This window comes from Hyphococcus luteus, assembly GCF_002943565.1.
Classification (GTDB): domain Bacteria; phylum Pseudomonadota; class Alphaproteobacteria; order Caulobacterales; family Parvularculaceae; genus Hyphococcus; species Hyphococcus luteus.
In genome coordinates this window covers 159741-176188 of the sequence record NZ_PJCH01000005.1, presented here as the reverse complement: position 1 = coordinate 176188, position 16448 = coordinate 159741, and the positions used below count along the sequence as shown (strand labels likewise).

Here is a 16448-nt window from a genome sequence, read left to right as displayed (position 1 = left end):
TCTGCGGCGGGCTCCCTTTGGGAGCCCGCCGTTTTTTTTAACGGGCGCTTGCGCGCGCGCGCCGATCCTGCAAGTCTTTGAACAATCATGACCAAGTCCCAGGATGTTGAGAGTTGGCGCGCCTACTGGCGCGGCGCCAAAGCCGCGGGAGTCGATGCGCGCGACCCGCAGGCGGCGGTTCTTGCAGGCGGCGCCAAAGGGCCGGCGCTTGACGACTTCTGGACCGGCTTTTTCGGTTCCCGCCTCGAACCGGCGCCGGCGATGATGCTCGACGCGGCCTGCGGCGCCGGCGCTGTTTCCGCACAGGCGGCGGCCTTGGCGAATGAGCGCGGCGCGCCGCTTTCTATTCACTGCACGGATTATTCAGCGGCCGCCGTTTCGAGCGCCCTGCAGATGCTGCCGGAAAGCGCCGCCGGCTTCGCTGCAGATTGCGCCGCCTTGCCGCTGGCGCCGGACAGCTACGACATCGCCGTCAGCCAGTTCGGTCTTGAATATGCCGGGCCTGACGCCTTCAAAGAGGCGGCGCGCGTCCTCCGGCCTGGCGGTCATTTCGCGGCTGTCGTTCATTTGAAAGGCGGCGCCATCGCCGATGAATGCGCAGCCAATCTTTCCATTGTGCGCGGGATCGAGGAAATTGAACTGCTCTCAAGGGCGAAAGAGGCGTTCCGGGCCGGGTTCGCCGTCCTCGCCGGGCGGGCGCCGCAATCGGCCTATCAGACTGCGAATAAAGCCTTCGGGGAGGCGGTCGAAGGCGCGAAGACGCTCATTAAAGAAAGCCCCCAGGTCGCCGCGCTGGCCTTTCTTCAAAGGATTTACGCCGATCTCGCGCATATGTATCCGCGCCTTAAGGCCTACGCCCCGCAGGATATTGAGACTTGGATCGATCGCGGCGAATTCGAACTTGGCGCTTATGAACACCGCATGAGCTCCATGCTCGCGGCGGCGCAATCGCAAAGCGATATGGCGTCGCTGAAAGAGCGGCTTCAAGGCGCCGGCGTTGAGGCGGGGGCGCCGGCGATCCTCGAAATGGGATCGCCATCGAGGCCTGCGGCCTGGACCCTTGTCGGCCTCAAGCGCGCTTAAAAGGGACTATTTGATCCGCTCAGCGATGAAGGTGCGGTGGATTTCGTTGATGGTCACGCGATAGCCGCTGAGCAGGCCCTTCTTGATGGTCACCGTATAATCCTTGCCGGGATAGAGCCGCACCCGCGCATTGGCTTTCGCGGTCTGGCGCCAGACATGGCCGTTATCGAGGAAAAGAATGTAGGACTTGTCCGCCGCGACCGCGTAATCCTCCACGGTTGCGGTGAGGGTCTCTTCTTCTTTTTTCTTTTCCTTGCTTTCGTCGTCCTCTGGGCGCTCGCGCTCGATCCGCGCCGCCACCTGTTCCGCGCCAAGCCCGGTCGGCGCGTCCGCGTCCGGCGCCTGCGTCTCGGCGGCCGCGGTTCGGGCGGGCGCCGTCGACTCAGCCTCGGCGAGTGCGTCGCCGCCCGTCAGATCGGCGATCGCCGCCTCGAGGCAGGCGATGCGCGCATCCTTGTCCGCCGAGCTTTCCCGGCAATGGGCGATGGGATCGGGCGCCGCAGCGAAGGCCGCGCCGGCAAGGCCGATCAAAGCCGCGCCGGCGGTCAGCGCTATTTTGCGGGCGAACCTGGTTTTGGCGAAGGGTCCGGTCTGCATGCTCATAAAAACTCCTCCCGGCTGTTTGGGCCGGGAGGAGTTTAGCCGCGCCGGGCTTCAAGCGCCAGCGCGGCCCGGGGAGGGCTTTTATGAATTGAGCGCGGCTTCGGCGGTGAGGACGGCGGCGGCGGCGTGGACTGACGCTGCAATCCTGAGGGCCGCGTGCACCTGCTCGGTGGAGAGCCCGCCCTTGCGCACGACTTTTTCATGAGCATCGAGGCACATGCCGCAGCCATTGATGGCGGAGACCGCGAGCGACCAGAGCTCGAAGTCGACCTTGTCGACGCCGGGATTGCCAATGACGTTCATCCTTAGCTTCGCCGGCATCGACGCATAGTCTTTCGCCGACATCAGATGCGTTGCGCGGTAATAGACATTGTTCATGCCCATAATCGCGGCCGCGGCCTTGGCGGCGGTCAGCGCTTCCGGCGACAGCTTGTCCTCAACTTCGGCGAGCACCGCCTTGATCACGGTTGCATTGCCGGCGGCGAGGGCGGAGGCGAGGAACGCGCCCCATTTCTGCTGGTCGCTCAGAGTCGATTCCGAGGCGAGCGTGCCGAGATTGAGGCGGATGTCTTTGGCGTAATCGGGGATTTGATCGCGCAGAGCGTCAATGCTCATGGTCGTCTCCTTTCTTTGGATGCAAAAAGGGCGCGGCGGCGCTTTGACGGCCGCGCGCGCCCCTGCTGTGGTCTCGTGTTAGAGCGTGTCGCCGCCGACCGGGCGGTTGCAGGCGCACAGTTCGTCGGTCTGCAGGCCGTCGAGAATGCGCAGCGTCTCGGCCGGGTTGCGGCCGACATTGAGGCCGTTGACCGTGACATGCTGGATCACATTATGCGGGTCGACGATGAAGGTCGCGCGCAGCGCAACGCCTTCCGGCGCGCGGATGCCGAGGCCGTCAACGAGCGCGCCCGTCGTGTCGGCGAAGGACCAGGCCGGGTGCTTGTCGAGATCCGGATGATCGCGGCGCCAGGCGAGCTTGCAGAATTCGTTGTCGGTGCTGCCGCCCATCACGACCGCGTCGCGGTCGGCGAATTCTTTGTTGAGACGGCCGAATTCGGCGATCTCGGTGGGGCAGATGAAAGTGAAGTCTTTCGGATAGAAATAAATGATCTTCCATTTGCCGGAAAAGCTGTCCTGCGTAATGTCTTCAAACGCGGACTCGCCGTTTTCTTCATGGGTGTTAAAGCCGGGCTTGACGCCCACAACGGAAAAATCGGGAAGTTTATCGCCGACGCCTAACATTCAAGGTCTCCTTTTTGCGTTCAATCTAAATCTCGTAAAGGGCTCTGTCCGCGAGCCGCAAGGGTTACATAACGCTCTTGGAAAATTAATCAAATAGATTATATTTCTGAATTATATCGATTTAACCGATTATCTCGAATTGCTGAAAAGGCCAATGAAATGACGCCCTTGCCGACCCTTCGCCAGCTCCAGTTCTTCATGGCGCTCGTGCGCCGCGCGTCTTTCTCCAAGGCCGCCGACGACTGCCTGGTGTCGCAATCGACGCTGTCCTCAGCCATCAAGGAGATGGAGGCGCTCACCGGCCAGCAGCTTGTTGACCGCTCCACGCGCTCTTTCGCGCTCACGCCGGCGGGGGAGGAGGTTGCGGCGCGCGCGCCGGCGCTCCTCGCCGGGGCTGAGGATCTGGTGCGTGCGGCGAGCGGGCGCCATCCGCTGGAAGGCCCGTTCACGCTCGGCGTCATCCCGACCATCGCGCCGTTTCTTTTGCCCAAAGCGACGAAGACGCTGAAAAAAGCCTTTCCGAAACTGGAGCTTTATTTGCGCGAAGATCTGACGGCGACGCTCGCCGAGCGGCTGGCGGCCGGTCTTGTGGATGCGGCGGTTCTGGCTTTTCCCTATGATTTGCCCGGCATGGATGTTGTCGAGATCGGCGACGATCCATTCTGGTTCGCCTGCGCGCCGGATCATCCGCTTGCGGATAAAAAGTCGGTGAAACGCGATGACATCCGCCATTGCGAGCTGCTCCTGCTTGAAGACGGCCATTGTCTGCGCGAGCATGCGATCGACGCCTGCGAATTGCGCGAGCGCGACGCCGCCGCCTCTTTCGGCGGAACGAGCCTTTTCACGATTGCGCAGATGGCCAAGGCGGGGCTCGGCGCCACGTTGTTGCCCGATATGGCGGTGAAAGACGGCCTCGCCAAAAGCGCCGGACTGAAAACCATTCCTTTCGCCAAGCCCGCCCCGTCGCGCAAGATCGGGGTCGCCTGGCGCCACGGTTCGGGACGCAAGGAAGAAGCGCTCGCCATGGCCGAAGAGTTCAAAAAGGTGATGACTTAAGGCGTCTTGGGCTCTGGGAGCGGGTGCTTGATCTTCGCGATGTCGCCATTGTCCGACATCATGATCGCCACTGGCCGCGTGGAGCGGAATTGCGACAGGACGATCATCACCGTCACGGTGATGGGAACGCTCAAAAGGAGGCCCGCAAAGCCCCAGAGAGAGCCCCACACGCTCAAGGAAAAGAGGATGACGAGCGGACTTAGATTGAGCGAGCGCCCGACAATGCGCGGCTCGATGCCGTTCGACATGACCTGCTCCGCGCCGATAAGGCTGACCGCGGCGATCAGCGCCATTTTGACGCCGCCGCCATCGGGCTGCACCAGCGACAAAAGGACAGGCAGGGTGATCGCCGAGGCGGCGCCGAAAATCGGGATGTAATTCAAAACGAAAATCAATAGCGCCCAGAAGCCTGCAAACTGCACGCCGATGATCAGCATGATCGCATAGCTCATGCTCGCCGTGACAAGGTTCGAAAGCGTTTTGACGGTGATGTACTGGCGCACCATGACGCCGATATCGGCGATGGTTTCGTTGATGATGCGGCGCTGGCGCTCGTCGGCCCCTAAAAGGGTGATCTTTTTGAAGATGCGCCCGCGCTCGATCAGCATGAAAACGAGATAAAGAAAAACCGTGATGAAGGTGAGGAAATTCGAGGTTAAGGAGCGCAAGCTCCCCGCCGCCCGGGACAGGAGCGGGCGGATGAGGTCGAGGGCCGATTGCTGAATCTGTTCGACGCCGCCGAGGAGCTCGCGCGGCAGGAAATCGATAGTCCGGAAAAACCCGATCATGTCCCCGCCGAGCGCGCGCAGGCGCTGCTCATAACTTGGCCACGCCTCGAGCAGCGTCTCCACATTCGACCGGATGATCTCGACGAACAGCACCATCCCAAAGCCAATGAGAATAAACGCGAACAGATAACCGGCCCAGTCGGGCAGGTAATTGCCGACCACCGGGATGCGCTTGACGTTCTCTTTCAGCGTGAAAATCAGAAAGCATAAGAAAGCGGCGACCACGAAGGGGATGAGGACCCCGCGTCCCACATAAGCGATGAAGCCGAACAGGACGGCGACCGCCATGCTGTAGAATGTGCGCGCCACATTTTGTCCGGCGGCGTGCGCCATGGACCGGCCTCCTTTCGCTCATCAACGCGGTTAGGCCGATTTGCGCGTCCGCGCCAGCGTCCTTCGCGCCAATGCCGGATTTCACTGCATTGCGGGCGCTTCCTTTCGGACCGGCCCGCCGCTAGACAGGCGCGATGATTTTATGGGAAATCGACTGGCGCGATCCTTTCAGCGCTTTCGCGCCGCTGGCCGGCGAGGCGCACGCCCATCTCCTCCATGGCGGCGATCGGTCCGCACGCGCCGACTGGTCGGTGATTGCGGCCTTTCCCGCTTCGGTGCTCGCCGCCGAAAAGGGCGGCGACGACCCGTTCCCGGCGCTCGATGCGGCGCTCGCCGAGCGCGCGCTGCCGAAAATCGAAGAATTCGACGGCCTGCCATTCGTTTCCGGCGCGCTCGGCTTTGTCGGCTATGAGGCGGCGCGGTTTTTCGAGCCGAGCCTCAAGCCGCCGGCCTCGCCCTTTTCGCTGCCCGATGTTGCGCTCGGGCTTTATGATGCGGCGGCGCTGTTTTCACGGGGCAAGCGCAAGGCGTTTGTTGTCGGGCGGAATGAGACAGCCTGCCGAGCCTTGCGCGACGCGCTGGGGCGCGATGCGCTCGGGCCCGTCGGGTCTCCCGCTTATGAGGACGTTGCGTCGAATTTCACGGCGGCCCGCTATCGCGCCGCCGTGGGCGAAGCGATCGAGAACATACTCGACGGCGATTACTATCAGGCGAACCTGTCGCAGCAATTGCGCGCGGACGCAAAGACGCCGGTTTCGGCGTTCGATCTTTTCCGCAAGCTCGCCGCGGCAAGCAACGCGTTTCACGGCGCGCTCCTGCAATATGAAACGGGCGCCGTCGTCTCCAATTCGCCGGAGCGTTTTTTCCGCATCGAGGACGGCGCCTATGGCGCGCGCCGCATCGTCGCCGAACCGATCAAGGGCACGCGCCCGCGCGGGAAGACGCCGGCGGAAGACGCCGCGCTCGCCGGCGACCTCCTCGCCGACCCCAAGGACCGCGCCGAAAACATCATGATCGCCGATCTTTTGCGCAATGATCTCTCCCGCATCTGCCGGGACGGGACGATCCGCGAGGATGCGGTCTGCGAGCTGATGAGCCTTGCGAATGTGCATCATCTGGTCTCGCGCATCAGCGGTCTTTTGCGCGCGGACGCCGGCGTCGACGATATTTTCGCCGCGCTGTTCCCATGCGGATCCATCACCGGCGCGCCGAAGATTGAGGCGATGCACGCCATCGCCCGCATTGAGGGCGTCGGGCGCGGGCCTTATTGCGGCGCTGTCGGCTATTTCGACGACCGCGGCGGGGCGGACGTCGCCGTGGCGATCCGCACCCTGATGGTTGAGGGGCGGCGGGTGACTTTGCCCGTGGGCGGGGGCGTCACCCTGCGCTCCGACCCGCAAGGCGAATATGACGAAACCCTCGTCAAGGCGCGCGGCGCGCTCGCCGCCCTTGGCGTTGATGACGAGGCGTTCTCATGATCCTCATCATCGATAATTACGATTCCTTCGTGAACAATCTCGCCCGCTATGTGCGCGAGGCGGGCCATGAAACCGTGCTCATGCGCAATGACGCGGCGGATGTTGAAGACTGTCTTGCTCTCAATCCTGATGGCGTGATCATTTCGCCGGGACCGAAAACGCCCTCGGACGCCGGCGTTTCGAAAGACCTTATGCGTGCGCTCGATGGCGCAATCCCGCTCTTGGGCGTCTGTCTCGGCCATCAGGGGCTGGTTGAAATTTTCGGGGGCGAGACGCGCCGCGCCGGCCATCCGCTGCATGGCGAGGCGAGCGAGGTGCGCCATGACGGGCGCGGCGTTTTCGCCGGCGTCCCCTCGCCGATGATGGCCGGGCGTTATCACTCGCTCATCGCGGTTCCGGCGCCGGACGGGCCGTTGCGCGAAACCGCCTGGAGCGGCGACGGCGAGCTGATGGGGGTCGCTCATGAAAGCCGGCCCTGGTTCGGCGTGCAGTTTCACCCGGAATCGCTCCTGACCCCGCACGGCCGGCGAATCATTCAAAATTTTCTCAAGTTTTGCGGGCGAGGATAGGCCATGGCTTTTTGGCTCAACGGCGCATATCGCGAAGACAGCACGGCGATCGACATCGCCGATCGCGGCTTCCTGCTGGGCGACGGCGTCTTCGAGACGATCCTCCTCTCCGGCGGCCTTCCGGCGTTTTTATCGGCGCATCTGGCGCGCATGCGCGCCGGCGCCGAGGCGCTCGGCATCGAGGCGAAGATCGACGAAGCGGCAATCGCGGGCGCGCTTGCCGAACTCGCCAGGCGCAATGAGGCGCAGGAAGGCTTCGCCTCGGCGCGGCTGACCCTGACCCGGGGCGTCGGCCCGCGCGGGCTTGTGGTCGCCAAAGGCGTCGCGAAGCCGACCCTGCTTGCGACCGCGGACGCCTATGCGCCGCCGGACGGGGCGGAAGCATTGCGGTTCATCGTCAGCCGCCAGCGCCGCAACGAATTGAGCGCCGCCTCGCGCTGGAAGACCCTCAACTATCTCGACAATATTCTCGCGCGCGCGCAGGCCACAGAGGCCGGCGCGGACGACGCGCTCATGCTGAACAGCGCCGGGCGAATCGCTTGCGCTTCGGCGGCGAATATCTTCTTGATCCGCGGAGAGAGCGTGACGACCCCGCCCGTGAGCGAGGGCGCGTTGCCGGGGATCGTGCGCGCCGTTCTTCTCGAAAACGCAGGGGCGGCGGGCGTTGAAATGCGCGAAGCGCCGGTTGAAGCGAAAGACCTCGACGGGGCGGCGCTGTTCGTGACCAACAGCCTTGTGGGATTGCGCCCTGCGGCGCTCCGCGGCGGCGCGCCGGACGGGGAGGCGCAGGTGCTGAAACGCCTGCAATCATGCTATGGCGAGGCCATGAAACGTGATCTTGAAGGGCGGGCGGGGCAGTGAAGGCTTTTTCTCTCGATGAAGCGCAGATCGCGCGCGTGATCGGCGCCGCTGCGGCGGACGAACTGGCCCGGCGCTTCAACCGCCATGTGGACTTTCTGACCATCGCCTCCTGGACGGAGGACACGCAGATGGGCCAGGGCGGCATGTCGCTGGGCGAGGAGGAGAAGCGCGCCTGCGCGCGCCGGGCGGCGGCGCAATTCGGGCTCGATCCGGCGTTTCTGGAAGAACGCCCCGCGGAGAAAATCGCCGACTGGGCGAAGGACATAGCCGTCGCGCTCAAGGAAAAGCTGACGGCTTTTTCCTTCAAGCCGGCCGCGCGCAGCAATCATGACACCGCCCATGTTCACCCTGCAGATGAGATTTTTCAGGATGCGGCGGCGGCGGCCAACGTGCTTTACGGGCGCCGGCGGCTGTTGTCTTTCGTCGCGCCGCACAGCCTGTTGGGTCTTGAGCTGTCGATCCTGACGCCCAATCTTTTGTGCATCGAATCGGTCGATGCACGCGGCATGACGCCTGACGCCTTATCGAAAAACCTTCTTTTCGGGGACGTGCTTGTGGCGACCCCGACTCTCTGGCGCTACATGATGCAGGAAGAACTGAAAGCGCCGGACAACACGCTCGCCGTCTCTTTCGGCGAGCCCATGACGCCGGATCTCGCCGCGGAAATGCGCAAAAGCGGTTTCGGCGTGTTGCGCGAGCTTTACGGATCGACGGAAACGGGCCTGATCGCCTGGCGCGACTCGCCGGGCGAGGCTTTCGTTCTGTTCGATCACTGGCGCAAGGACGGCGATGATCTCTTGCGCGTCAGTCCTGACGGAAGCTCGCGGCGCATCGAAGCCATGGACAGCCTCAACTGGACTGGAGAGCGCGGGTTCACCCTGGCCGGCCGGCGCGACGGCGCGATCCAGATCGGCGCCGTCAACGTGTTTCCCGATGCGGTGGCGGCGGCCTTGCGCGAGCATCCGCTCATAAAAGATTGCCGGGTCGCGGTGGGGCGGCGCAATGACGGCGCCGCGCGGCTGATCGCCAATATTGTTCTTGCGGAAAAGGTTCAGGCGAACGAACGCACGGCGCGCGACATCGATGTCTGGTGCCGCGCCAATCTGCGCCAGCAGGAACGCCCGCAGATTTATAATTTCGAAGCGGAATAGGCGCCGGGGCGTTGTCGCCGTCGGCGCATGGAGACGGGCTTAGTTTTCGCCGCCGCCAGCGTTGGAGCCCATGCTCGAGGCCTGGCCGTATTTCGCGGTGACCTGGCCCGAAACGCCGTTGAACGCGCTCGGATCGTCGCCGACGGTCACGGTGGCTTCGCAATTGGTCGTGCAGTTATAGGTAGTGCGCGCCGCGCCGCGATGCACCGTCAGCATGTCGGAGCTGGGCGTGCGCACGCGGATAACAAGGTTTTTCGCTGGTTCGCCATCTTCATCGAAGATGTAAATGTTGGTGAGACCTGGCGCCTTGCCGAACAGCAAAATATTGCTGTTGTCCTGGATGGTGACGTCGGCGATCGCCGGGTTGCCGACGACGATGGATTGCGCCGGGTTTTCAAGTTGGAATGGACGCACCTGATCCATGGTCAGCCACAGCTGTTCGGCGGCGGCGGTCTGACTCATCACAGGGGCCATGGCGGCGAATGAGACGACGGCGGTGAAAATCCTGCGCATGGGATCATCCTTCATGAATAGATTGCCTTTACCCTAGCGGCGAGGAGTCAAGGAAAACTTAAGGCGATGCCCGGCATGCCGCCTATTGCATGGCGCCGGAGCGAGCGTTTTACGGGACGAATTTTACCGTACCTTAAATCGCTGATGCTAGCTCTGCCGCACCGGCGGAGTAAGTCATGACAGCAGTCCAAGTTGAAACCGTTTCGGCGGCCGATGGCCTTGTCGAAACGATCGCAAAGATACCTCCCTTTCAGGATCTTCCCGAAGCGGTTCTTTCGCTGTTGTGCGAACATGGCGAGCGCCGGTCATACAGCGAGGGTCAGACCGTTTTCTCGCTCGGCCAATATGAAGGGGCTGAGTTTCTGGTGGTGCTTTCCGGCGCCTTGCGCGTTTCCGTGGCCGATGGCGAAACAGGCGCGATGATGATCGAGAGTGTCGGCGAAAACGACGTTTTCGGGCTGGAAATCGCTCTCGCGGACGCCAAGGCCGACCTGTTTCAGCAGATCGCGGTGACCGCCGACAGCGACTGCGATCTCGTCGCTATTGATGCTGCGGAATTCAAATCGCTCGCCGCCGGACGGCCGTCTCTCATGCGCAATGTCGCCATTTATCTTTCGCAAACTTTGGTCGGGTTGCGGTTCCAGGCGGTGACGCCGCAAACGGCCCCGGAACAGCGCATTTACGCCGCGCTGCTCGAATGCATCGCGCGCGATCCTTTAAGCGGTTTATGGCGGATCGAAAAAATGCCGAAACACCGGGAGCTCGCCGATCGGGCCGGCGCAGACGAGGCCGAGGCCGCCGCCGCCGTCGCCGCGCTCATCCAGGAAGGCGTGGCCCAACGCGATTATCCGGGGCTTATCATAAACGATATGTCGCGGCTCAATCAGCTTGCGCGCTAGCAAATGCGCGGCTTTCCGGCTGTGGTTAATTGGATTTAACCATAATCTGTATACAGACATTACTTGTTGCAAAATTCATTTTTTCTTTACATCTCGGCATCAATATGAGCGCATCTGAAGGGGGAAACTTCTTCAGCGGTGCAAGTGAAGAGTAAGCAGGAGTCGACACATGAAAGCTCTTATCAATCGTTTCAAGGAAGATGAATCCGGCGCGACGGCCATCGAATACGGCCTTATCGCGGCGCTTATCGCGGTCGCCATCATCGCTGCGATTCGCGCAGTCGGCGGCACGCTGTCCGATACGTTCGACAATATCAATACCGAACTGGACGCTGCTAGCTAATTTCGCTTTGCGGCGCACTTGGCCGCTGAAGCGTTAAGCTTTGAAAAAAGGAGACCTTTCGGTCTCCTTTTTTCTTTATGTCTAACGGAACATTAAGACGGCGCCGCCTATCTTGCTCGGGAATTGGCCTGGAGATAAGGCGTGATCGCATATTTGCTTTTATCGGTTTTTCCCGCGGCCCTGTTGATCGCCGCCGCGAACGACATCTACGAATTCAAGATCCCGAACTGGATTTCGATCTTGCTTGTCTGCGCTTATCCGCTTGCGGGTGTCGCCGTGGGCGCGGCGCCGCATGTGATGATCGAGGGCATGCTCATCGGCGCGGCCGCGCTGGCGCTCGGCTTCTGCCTGTTCGCCGCAAAGATCGTCGGCGGCGGCGACGCCAAACTGCTGGCGGCGACGGCGCCCTGGCTCGGTCTCGTCAGCCTCGGCGTCTTTCTCTTCAACACGGCGGTCGCGGGTCTTGTTCTCGCCATGGTGATGGGGTTCTTCCGGAAGCTACCCGTTCTGCCTGTTTACGCGCATGCGCCATGGTTGATCCGGCTGCATGAACGAAAAAAGGATTTGCCCTACGCGGTGGCGATTGCGGCGGGCGCACTTCTTAGCTTTTCGCAAACGCCATACTTCCAATTGGTCATTGGCGGTTAACAGGATCAGTTAACAGAGTTTTGAGGAGTTTGTCTCACCATAACATCAAGGCGTTCTGTGTGAGTAGCGTAACAGTCAGGCAGGGTCGAAATGAACGTTAGTCGTATTGCAATTCTAGGCGTGGCGCTGGTCGCGGGCGCGGCCGCATTTTTCTTAATGCTCGGACAGGACAAGGACGTTGCGCCTGTTCAGATTGTCGAGCCCGTTAAGGAAGAGACCGTTCGTGTGTTGATCTCCACGCGGGATATTCAGCGTGGGGAGCGTTTGACGCTTGAAGACACGAACTGGGTGGCGTGGCCGAAAAAAGCCGTGCAGCCGACTTTCATCACCGATGAAAATTCCGAAGCGCGCGAGAAGCTCGAGAGCGCAGTGGCCCGTTCGCTGATCGTGACCGGCGAGCCGATCGTCAACGCAAAGGTCATTCGCGCCGGATCGTCCGGCCTGATGGCGGCGATCCTGGCGCCGGGCATGCGCGCGGTGACGTTGCGGGTTTCGCCGGAAACGTCTTCGGGCGGCTTCATTCTGCCGGGCGACAGGGTTGATGTTCTGTTTACGGCGGGTCGCGGCGGCGGCGGACAGGCGCGCACGATGTTCGAGGATGTGCGCGTTCTCGCCGTCGACACGCTGTTTTCTGAAAACACGGAACAGGCCCATGTGGGCGGCACGAATGTGACGCTCGAACTTGCGCCGTCCGATGCGCAGACTTTCACATCCTCGCGCGACAGCGGCAATCTCAGCCTTGTTCTGCGCAGCATTTTCAAGCCGGAAAACGAGATTGAAACGACGGAGCGTCGTTCCTCCAATATAAGTGTGATCCGTTATGGGCGTTCGTAATAAAGAGTTTGACCAGGGGGTTGAAATGACAGTCCTTCCCAAAACCGCGAACGCCGCGAGTATCCGCTTCGCAAAACCGCTGTTCGCCATGCTGGCGGGCGTCGCGGCGATCGGCCTCGCCATGCCCGCCGCCGCCCAGCGCGGCTCGCAGCCTGTGCGGATCGATTCCGGCGGAGAGAGCGCGGTTTCGAAAAGCATCGTGTTGCCATTGGACAAGGCGGCGATCGTCGAGCTTCCGCAGGCCGCCGCCGACGTGCTGGTGTCGTCGCCTTCTGTTGTCGACGCGGTGGTGCGTTCTCCGCGCCGAGTCTATCTGCTTGGCCTCGCCACCGGCCAGACCAACGCGTTCTTTTTCGATTCACGCGGGCGCCAGATTCTCAATCTTGAAATCGTCGTCGAGCGCGACACCGATGCGCTGAAATCGCTGTTCGACCGGGTCATGCCCGACACGCGCATTGAGGTTGAAGCGGTCAACGATAATATCGTTCTCAAAGGCGTCGTGCAGTCGGCGTCGGAAGCGGCGAACGCATCCGATCTCGCCGGGCGTTTCATCGATGATCCGGAAAAAGTCATCAACCTGCTCACGGTTCGCGATCCCGAACAGGTGATGTTGAAGGTCCGCATCGTCGAGATGCAGCGCCAACTCCTGAAACAGCTTGGCGTTTCGGTCAGCGGATCGGTTCCGATCTCGAACTCGGCCTTTACATTCGCCGCGCAAAACGCGATCTCGACCAATGGCGGCCTTGGCCTCACCGGCTCGCGCCCGAATGCCGGCGGGACGCTGCAAAATCTCAACGCCTCGTTCCAGGCGTTTGAATCGAACGGCCTCATTCGCGTGCTCGCCGAGCCGAATCTGACGGCGGTGTCGGGTGAGAGCGCCCGGTTCCTCGCGGGCGGGGAATTCCCCGTGCCGGTCGGCCAGGATGACGGCGTCATCACGATCGAGTTCAAGGAATTCGGCGTGGGCCTCGGCTTCACACCGCTGGTGCTCTCGAAAGGCCGCATCAATCTCAAAATCTCAACCGAAGTCTCGGAGATCACCACGGAGAATGCGTTTTTCGTGCCGGGCGCGACGACGGTTGACGACAACGGCAATCTGACCACGACAGCGGGGCTTTCGATCCCCGGCCTGTCCGTGCGCCGCGCCAACACCGTTGTCGAACTGCCCTCCGGCGGCAGCCTCGTCATGGCGGGCCTGCTGCAGGAAGACATGCGCCAGACGATCGAAGGCATTCCGGGCGTCAAGGACGTGCCGGTTCTCGGCCAGCTTTTCCGCAGCCGCAATTACACCAATAACGAAACCGAGCTCGTCATCGTCGTGACGCCCTATCTCGTCAATTCGACGCATGAATCCAAACTGGCGGATCCCGCGGAAGGGTTTACGCCGTCGAGCGATGCGGAAGCGATTCTGTTCGGAAAAATGGTCGCGACCTACGGTCTCGCCGGCGCAGGCGTCAACGAAGCCTCGCTGCAAGGCCCGATGGGTTTCATTCTGGATTAATGGGAAGCAAGTCATGATCACGTCAAAACTGAAACTCGCGCTTCTTTCCGCTCTGTCGCTCGCGGCCGCCGGCTGTGCCAGCGGACCGTTCAACGGGCCGGAACATGCGGCGACTGTCGAGGAAACGCATCCGATCGCCGTCGACAGCCAGGTCGTCACGCTGACGATCAACACGGACGAAACAACGACGGACCTTTCCACCGTCGACAAGGCGCGGCTGCGCGCGTTCGCGAACTCTTATCTGAACAACGGGCATGGGCCGCTGACTGTGACCGGTCCTTCAGGCGCGGGCAATGACCTTGACGGACATGAGGCTTCCGCCGACATTCGCCGGACCTTGAATGAGGCGGGCATTCCGTGGTCGGCGATTCATGGCGCGACCTATCGCACCGGCAATGCGGCGAATGAGGTCATCCTTTCTTTCACGCGTTACGTTGCCTCGCCCAGCCCCTGCGGCGTGTGGGCCGGCACGCGCAGCCGCCAATACCGCAATTTGAGATCGCCGAATATGGGCTGCGCGACCCAGAACAACCTGGCGGCGATGGTCGCCGACCCGCACGACCTCATCGCGCCGACCGAAACGGCGCCGCGCGACGGCGAGTTTACGGTGCGTGCGATCGAGCTTTATCGCGAGGGTGCTGCGACCGAATCTAAAGTTGGGGATATCGAGGCTTCCGCCTCGTCGAACTAACGAGAGCGCCCGGAGACCGGGAATGCTTGAGGGAGATAACGATGAAAAACGCTGCTGAAAATACTTATCAGCCGGCAGAGGATGAAGAGGGCGTCGCCGAAGGCGCGGCCAGCCTGGGCGCCGACGGCGGCCCTGGCGGCGGCGCGCCCGCGAAGTCAGACGAGGCGGAGCCGGCTTTTGAAGAAAGCCTCGAAGACGCGTTCGGCAGCGACGAATCGTGGCTCGACGAAGAGCTTTCCGACGAAGAACTTGCCGCGCTCGGCGAAGAGGATTTCAGCGAGGAAGATTTCGGCGAAGACGCTTTCGCCGAAGAGGATTTCAGCGACGAGGCTTTCTCCGATGAAGGGTTCGCCGGGGGAGAGGCGATAGAAGCCGATCTCGAAGCGGCTTTTGAAGACGACATCGACGAACTCGGCGCCGCGCCGGCTGCGGACGAGGGCGGTCATGTGATCGAAGATGTCTTCGAAGCGGCTGAAGCCGCGGCGGCGGAAGATGACGGCGGCGAAGTCTATGAAGATGACGGCTACGAACAGGAGGCCGCGACGCAGGGCGCGCTTGTGACCGCTTCGGCCGCCGCCGGCGCCGCCAACGTGCCCGACACGCAAGGCTACGGCGAAGGCGTTACGGAAATCAGCGACGAAGAAGTCGACCACCGTCCGGTGCCGCGGATTTCAATCCACGCGTTCTGCGAAACGCCGCAAGTGACGCAGCTTCTGGAAAAAGCGTCCGTGGACCGCCGTCTCGCAAAGGCGCATCTCACCATTCACATGGGCGGCGTCGCCAAGGCCGTCGATCATTTCCAGACGGCGTCGACCCCGAACCTCATCATTCTCGAAACCATGGTGGGCGGCTCGGAGATTTTCACCAAGCTGGGCGAGCTGGCGGAAGTGTGCGATCCTTCGACCAAGGTGATCATCATCGGCGCGGTCAACGACATCATTCTTTACCGCGAGCTGATCCGTCAGGGCGTCAGCGAATATATCGTTCGCCCGCAATCGCCCCTGCAGATCATCAAGACAATCGCCGACCTTTATGTCGACCCGTCGGCGCCGCCGATCGGCAAGACCATGGCTTTCGTCGGCGCCCGCGGCGGCGTCGGGTCTTCGACCATCGCGCACAATGTGGGCTGGTGCGCGGCCGAGGAATACAGGAGCGACACGATCATTCTCGACCTCGACCTGCCGTTCGGCACGGCGAGCCTTGATTTCGACGAAGAGGCGTCGGCCGGCCTCGTCGAAGCGCTGAATTCGCCCGAGCGTCTGGACGACGTGTTGCTCGACCGCTTGCTGCAAAAGCATACGGACCGGCTGAGCCTTTTCACGGCGCCGTCAATGCTCGACCGCGATTTCGACCTCGACGATCAGGCGTTCGAAACGGTCCTTGACGTGGTGCGAGGCACGGCGCCGACCATTGTCGTCGACGTACCCCATGTCTGGACGTCCTGGTCCAAGCGCATCCTGATGACGGCGGATGAAATCGTCATCACGGCGACGCCCGACCTCGCCTCCTTCCGCAACACGAAGAACCTGATTGACATTCTCGGCGCGGCGCGCCCGAACGACTCGTCGCCGACGCTGATCATCAACCAGTTCGACCCGAAAATGTCGGCGGTGCAGGCGGATCAATTCGCCGAGCATGTGGGCATCACGCCGGCCCAGGTCATCAATTGGGATCCGCAGCTCTTCGGCGCCGCGGCGACCAATGCGGCGCCGCTCATGGAAGTCGGCGCCAAGTCCAAGGCCGCCCAGGCGATCCGCGAAATGTCGGGTCATCTTCTCGGCCGCAACGAACCCAATATTGCGCGTCCGAAATTCAGCCTGGCCGGTTTGTTCAAGAAAAAGGGGTAAGTAGGGGTGAC

18 protein-coding genes are annotated in these 16448 nt (G+C 62.1%); 13 read left to right on the top strand and 5 right to left on the bottom strand.

The annotated features are described in order from the left end of the window. Positions 1–87 precede the first annotated feature (87 nt). Positions 88–1083: a class I SAM-dependent methyltransferase gene (locus CW354_RS05690; protein ID WP_104829090.1), complete on the top strand. Its 996-nt coding sequence runs from the start codon at positions 88–90 to the stop codon at positions 1081–1083. Positions 1084–1089: 6 nt separating this feature from the next. Here the strand turns inward: CW354_RS05690 and CW354_RS05685 are convergent, their stop codons facing one another. From CW354_RS05685 to CW354_RS05675, 3 genes are all read right to left on the bottom strand, one after another. Next, on the bottom strand, positions 1090–1686 hold the full coding sequence (locus CW354_RS05685; protein WP_104829089.1) for a hypothetical protein: 597 nt from the start codon (positions 1684–1686) through the stop codon (positions 1090–1092). 81 nt (positions 1687–1767) lie between these two features. Further along, a complete protein-coding gene (gene ahpD, locus CW354_RS05680) occupies positions 1768–2301 on the bottom strand; it encodes an alkylhydroperoxidase, AhpD family (RefSeq protein WP_104829088.1) in 534 nt (177 codons plus the stop codon). A gap of 78 nt (positions 2302–2379) precedes the next feature. Further along, entirely contained in the window at positions 2380–2925 is a 546-nt protein-coding gene (locus tag CW354_RS05675; protein WP_104829087.1) for a peroxiredoxin, read from the bottom strand. A 159-nt stretch (positions 2926–3084) separates the two neighbouring features. Between CW354_RS05675 and CW354_RS05670 the strand changes: the two genes are divergently transcribed. Then, positions 3085–3981, top strand: coding sequence for a hydrogen peroxide-inducible genes activator (locus CW354_RS05670; protein WP_104829086.1), 897 nt, complete (start codon positions 3085–3087; stop codon positions 3979–3981). On the opposite strand, the gene CW354_RS05665 is transcribed toward CW354_RS05670, so the two are convergent. Then, positions 3978–5102: an AI-2E family transporter gene (locus tag CW354_RS05665; RefSeq protein WP_104829085.1), complete on the bottom strand. Its 1125-nt coding sequence runs from the start codon at positions 5100–5102 to the stop codon at positions 3978–3980. The two genes, CW354_RS05670 and CW354_RS05665, sit on opposite strands and share 4 nt — an antisense overlap. A 134-nt stretch (positions 5103–5236) precedes the next feature. Between CW354_RS05665 and CW354_RS05660 the strand changes: the two genes are divergently transcribed. The 4 genes from CW354_RS05660 to CW354_RS05645 are packed head-to-tail and all read left to right on the top strand — an operon-like array spanning position 5237 to position 9161. Then, complete coding sequence (locus CW354_RS05660) at positions 5237–6580, top strand: anthranilate synthase component I family protein (protein ID WP_104829084.1); 1344 nt, start codon at positions 5237–5239, stop codon at positions 6578–6580. Next, positions 6577–7149: an anthranilate synthase component II gene (locus CW354_RS05655; protein WP_104829083.1), complete on the top strand. Its 573-nt coding sequence runs from the start codon at positions 6577–6579 to the stop codon at positions 7147–7149. Before CW354_RS05660 ends, CW354_RS05655 begins: the two co-directional genes overlap by 4 nt. A gap of 3 nt (positions 7150–7152) precedes the next feature. After that, complete coding sequence (locus tag CW354_RS05650; protein WP_104829082.1) at positions 7153–8010, top strand: aminotransferase class IV; 858 nt, start codon at positions 7153–7155, stop codon at positions 8008–8010. Beyond that, positions 8007–9161: an acyl-CoA synthetase family protein gene (locus CW354_RS05645; protein ID WP_104829081.1), complete on the top strand. Its 1155-nt coding sequence runs from the start codon at positions 8007–8009 to the stop codon at positions 9159–9161. Before CW354_RS05650 ends, CW354_RS05645 begins: the two co-directional genes overlap by 4 nt. A 39-nt stretch (positions 9162–9200) precedes the next feature. Here the strand turns inward: CW354_RS05645 and CW354_RS05640 are convergent, their stop codons facing one another. Further along, positions 9201–9689 carry a pilus assembly protein N-terminal domain-containing protein gene (locus tag CW354_RS05640; RefSeq protein ID WP_104829080.1) on the bottom strand — a complete coding sequence of 163 codons (489 nt, stop codon included), beginning with the start codon at positions 9687–9689 and terminating at the stop codon, positions 9201–9203. Between the two features lie 161 nt (positions 9690–9850). Here CW354_RS05640 and CW354_RS05635 point away from each other — a divergent pair, with 161 nt between their 5' ends. From CW354_RS05635 to CW354_RS05605, 7 genes are all read left to right on the top strand, one after another. Beyond that, on the top strand, positions 9851–10573 hold the full coding sequence (locus CW354_RS05635; RefSeq protein ID WP_104829079.1) for a Crp/Fnr family transcriptional regulator: 723 nt from the start codon (positions 9851–9853) through the stop codon (positions 10571–10573). Between the two features lie 169 nt (positions 10574–10742). Then, positions 10743–10916 (top strand): Flp family type IVb pilin, encoded by a 174-nt coding sequence (locus CW354_RS05630; RefSeq protein ID WP_104829078.1) that lies wholly within the window; start codon positions 10743–10745, stop codon positions 10914–10916. Between the two features lie 141 nt (positions 10917–11057). Next, positions 11058–11564, top strand: coding sequence for an A24 family peptidase (locus CW354_RS05625; protein WP_104829077.1), 507 nt, complete (start codon positions 11058–11060; stop codon positions 11562–11564). 90 nt (positions 11565–11654) lie between these two features. After that, on the top strand, positions 11655–12398 hold the full coding sequence (gene cpaB / locus CW354_RS05620) for a Flp pilus assembly protein CpaB (RefSeq protein WP_104829076.1): 744 nt from the start codon (positions 11655–11657) through the stop codon (positions 12396–12398). 25 nt (positions 12399–12423) lie between these two features. Then, the gene (locus tag CW354_RS05615) at positions 12424–13899 is read left to right on the top strand and encodes a type II and III secretion system protein family protein (protein WP_165793546.1); all 1476 of its coding nucleotides are present in this window, start codon (positions 12424–12426) and stop codon (positions 13897–13899) included. Between the two features lie 13 nt (positions 13900–13912). Beyond that, the gene (locus tag CW354_RS05610) at positions 13913–14590 is read left to right on the top strand and encodes a CpaD family pilus assembly protein (RefSeq protein WP_165793545.1); all 678 of its coding nucleotides are present in this window, start codon (positions 13913–13915) and stop codon (positions 14588–14590) included. Between the two features lie 41 nt (positions 14591–14631). Then, positions 14632–16437: a CpaE/TadZ family protein gene (locus CW354_RS05605; protein ID WP_104829073.1), complete on the top strand. Its 1806-nt coding sequence runs from the start codon at positions 14632–14634 to the stop codon at positions 16435–16437. Positions 16438–16448: the final 11 nt, after the last annotated feature.

Coding starts and splice junctions, on each gene's coding strand:
- CW354_RS05690 (WP_104829090.1), top strand. CDS start 88: ATGACCAAGTCCCAGGATGTTGAGAGTTGGCGCGCCTACTGGCGCGGC.
- CW354_RS05685 (WP_104829089.1), bottom strand. CDS start 1,686: ATGAGCATGCAGACCGGACCCTTCGCCAAAACCAGGTTCGCCCGCAAA.
- ahpD (WP_104829088.1), bottom strand. CDS start 2,301: ATGAGCATTGACGCTCTGCGCGATCAAATCCCCGATTACGCCAAAGAC.
- CW354_RS05675 (WP_104829087.1), bottom strand. CDS start 2,925: ATGTTAGGCGTCGGCGATAAACTTCCCGATTTTTCCGTTGTGGGCGTC.
- CW354_RS05670 (WP_104829086.1), top strand. CDS start 3,085: ATGACGCCCTTGCCGACCCTTCGCCAGCTCCAGTTCTTCATGGCGCTC.
- CW354_RS05665 (WP_104829085.1), bottom strand. CDS start 5,102: ATGGCGCACGCCGCCGGACAAAATGTGGCGCGCACATTCTACAGCATG.
- CW354_RS05660 (WP_104829084.1), top strand. CDS start 5,237: ATGATTTTATGGGAAATCGACTGGCGCGATCCTTTCAGCGCTTTCGCG.
- CW354_RS05655 (WP_104829083.1), top strand. CDS start 6,577: ATGATCCTCATCATCGATAATTACGATTCCTTCGTGAACAATCTCGCC.
- CW354_RS05650 (WP_104829082.1), top strand. CDS start 7,153: ATGGCTTTTTGGCTCAACGGCGCATATCGCGAAGACAGCACGGCGATC.
- CW354_RS05640 (WP_104829080.1), bottom strand. CDS start 9,689: ATGAAGGATGATCCCATGCGCAGGATTTTCACCGCCGTCGTCTCATTC.
- CW354_RS05635 (WP_104829079.1), top strand. CDS start 9,851: ATGACAGCAGTCCAAGTTGAAACCGTTTCGGCGGCCGATGGCCTTGTC.
- CW354_RS05630 (WP_104829078.1), top strand. CDS start 10,743: ATGAAAGCTCTTATCAATCGTTTCAAGGAAGATGAATCCGGCGCGACG.
- cpaB (WP_104829076.1), top strand. CDS start 11,655: ATGAACGTTAGTCGTATTGCAATTCTAGGCGTGGCGCTGGTCGCGGGC.
- CW354_RS05615 (WP_165793546.1), top strand. CDS start 12,424: ATGACAGTCCTTCCCAAAACCGCGAACGCCGCGAGTATCCGCTTCGCA.
- CW354_RS05610 (WP_165793545.1), top strand. CDS start 13,913: ATGATCACGTCAAAACTGAAACTCGCGCTTCTTTCCGCTCTGTCGCTC.
- CW354_RS05605 (WP_104829073.1), top strand. CDS start 14,632: ATGAAAAACGCTGCTGAAAATACTTATCAGCCGGCAGAGGATGAAGAG.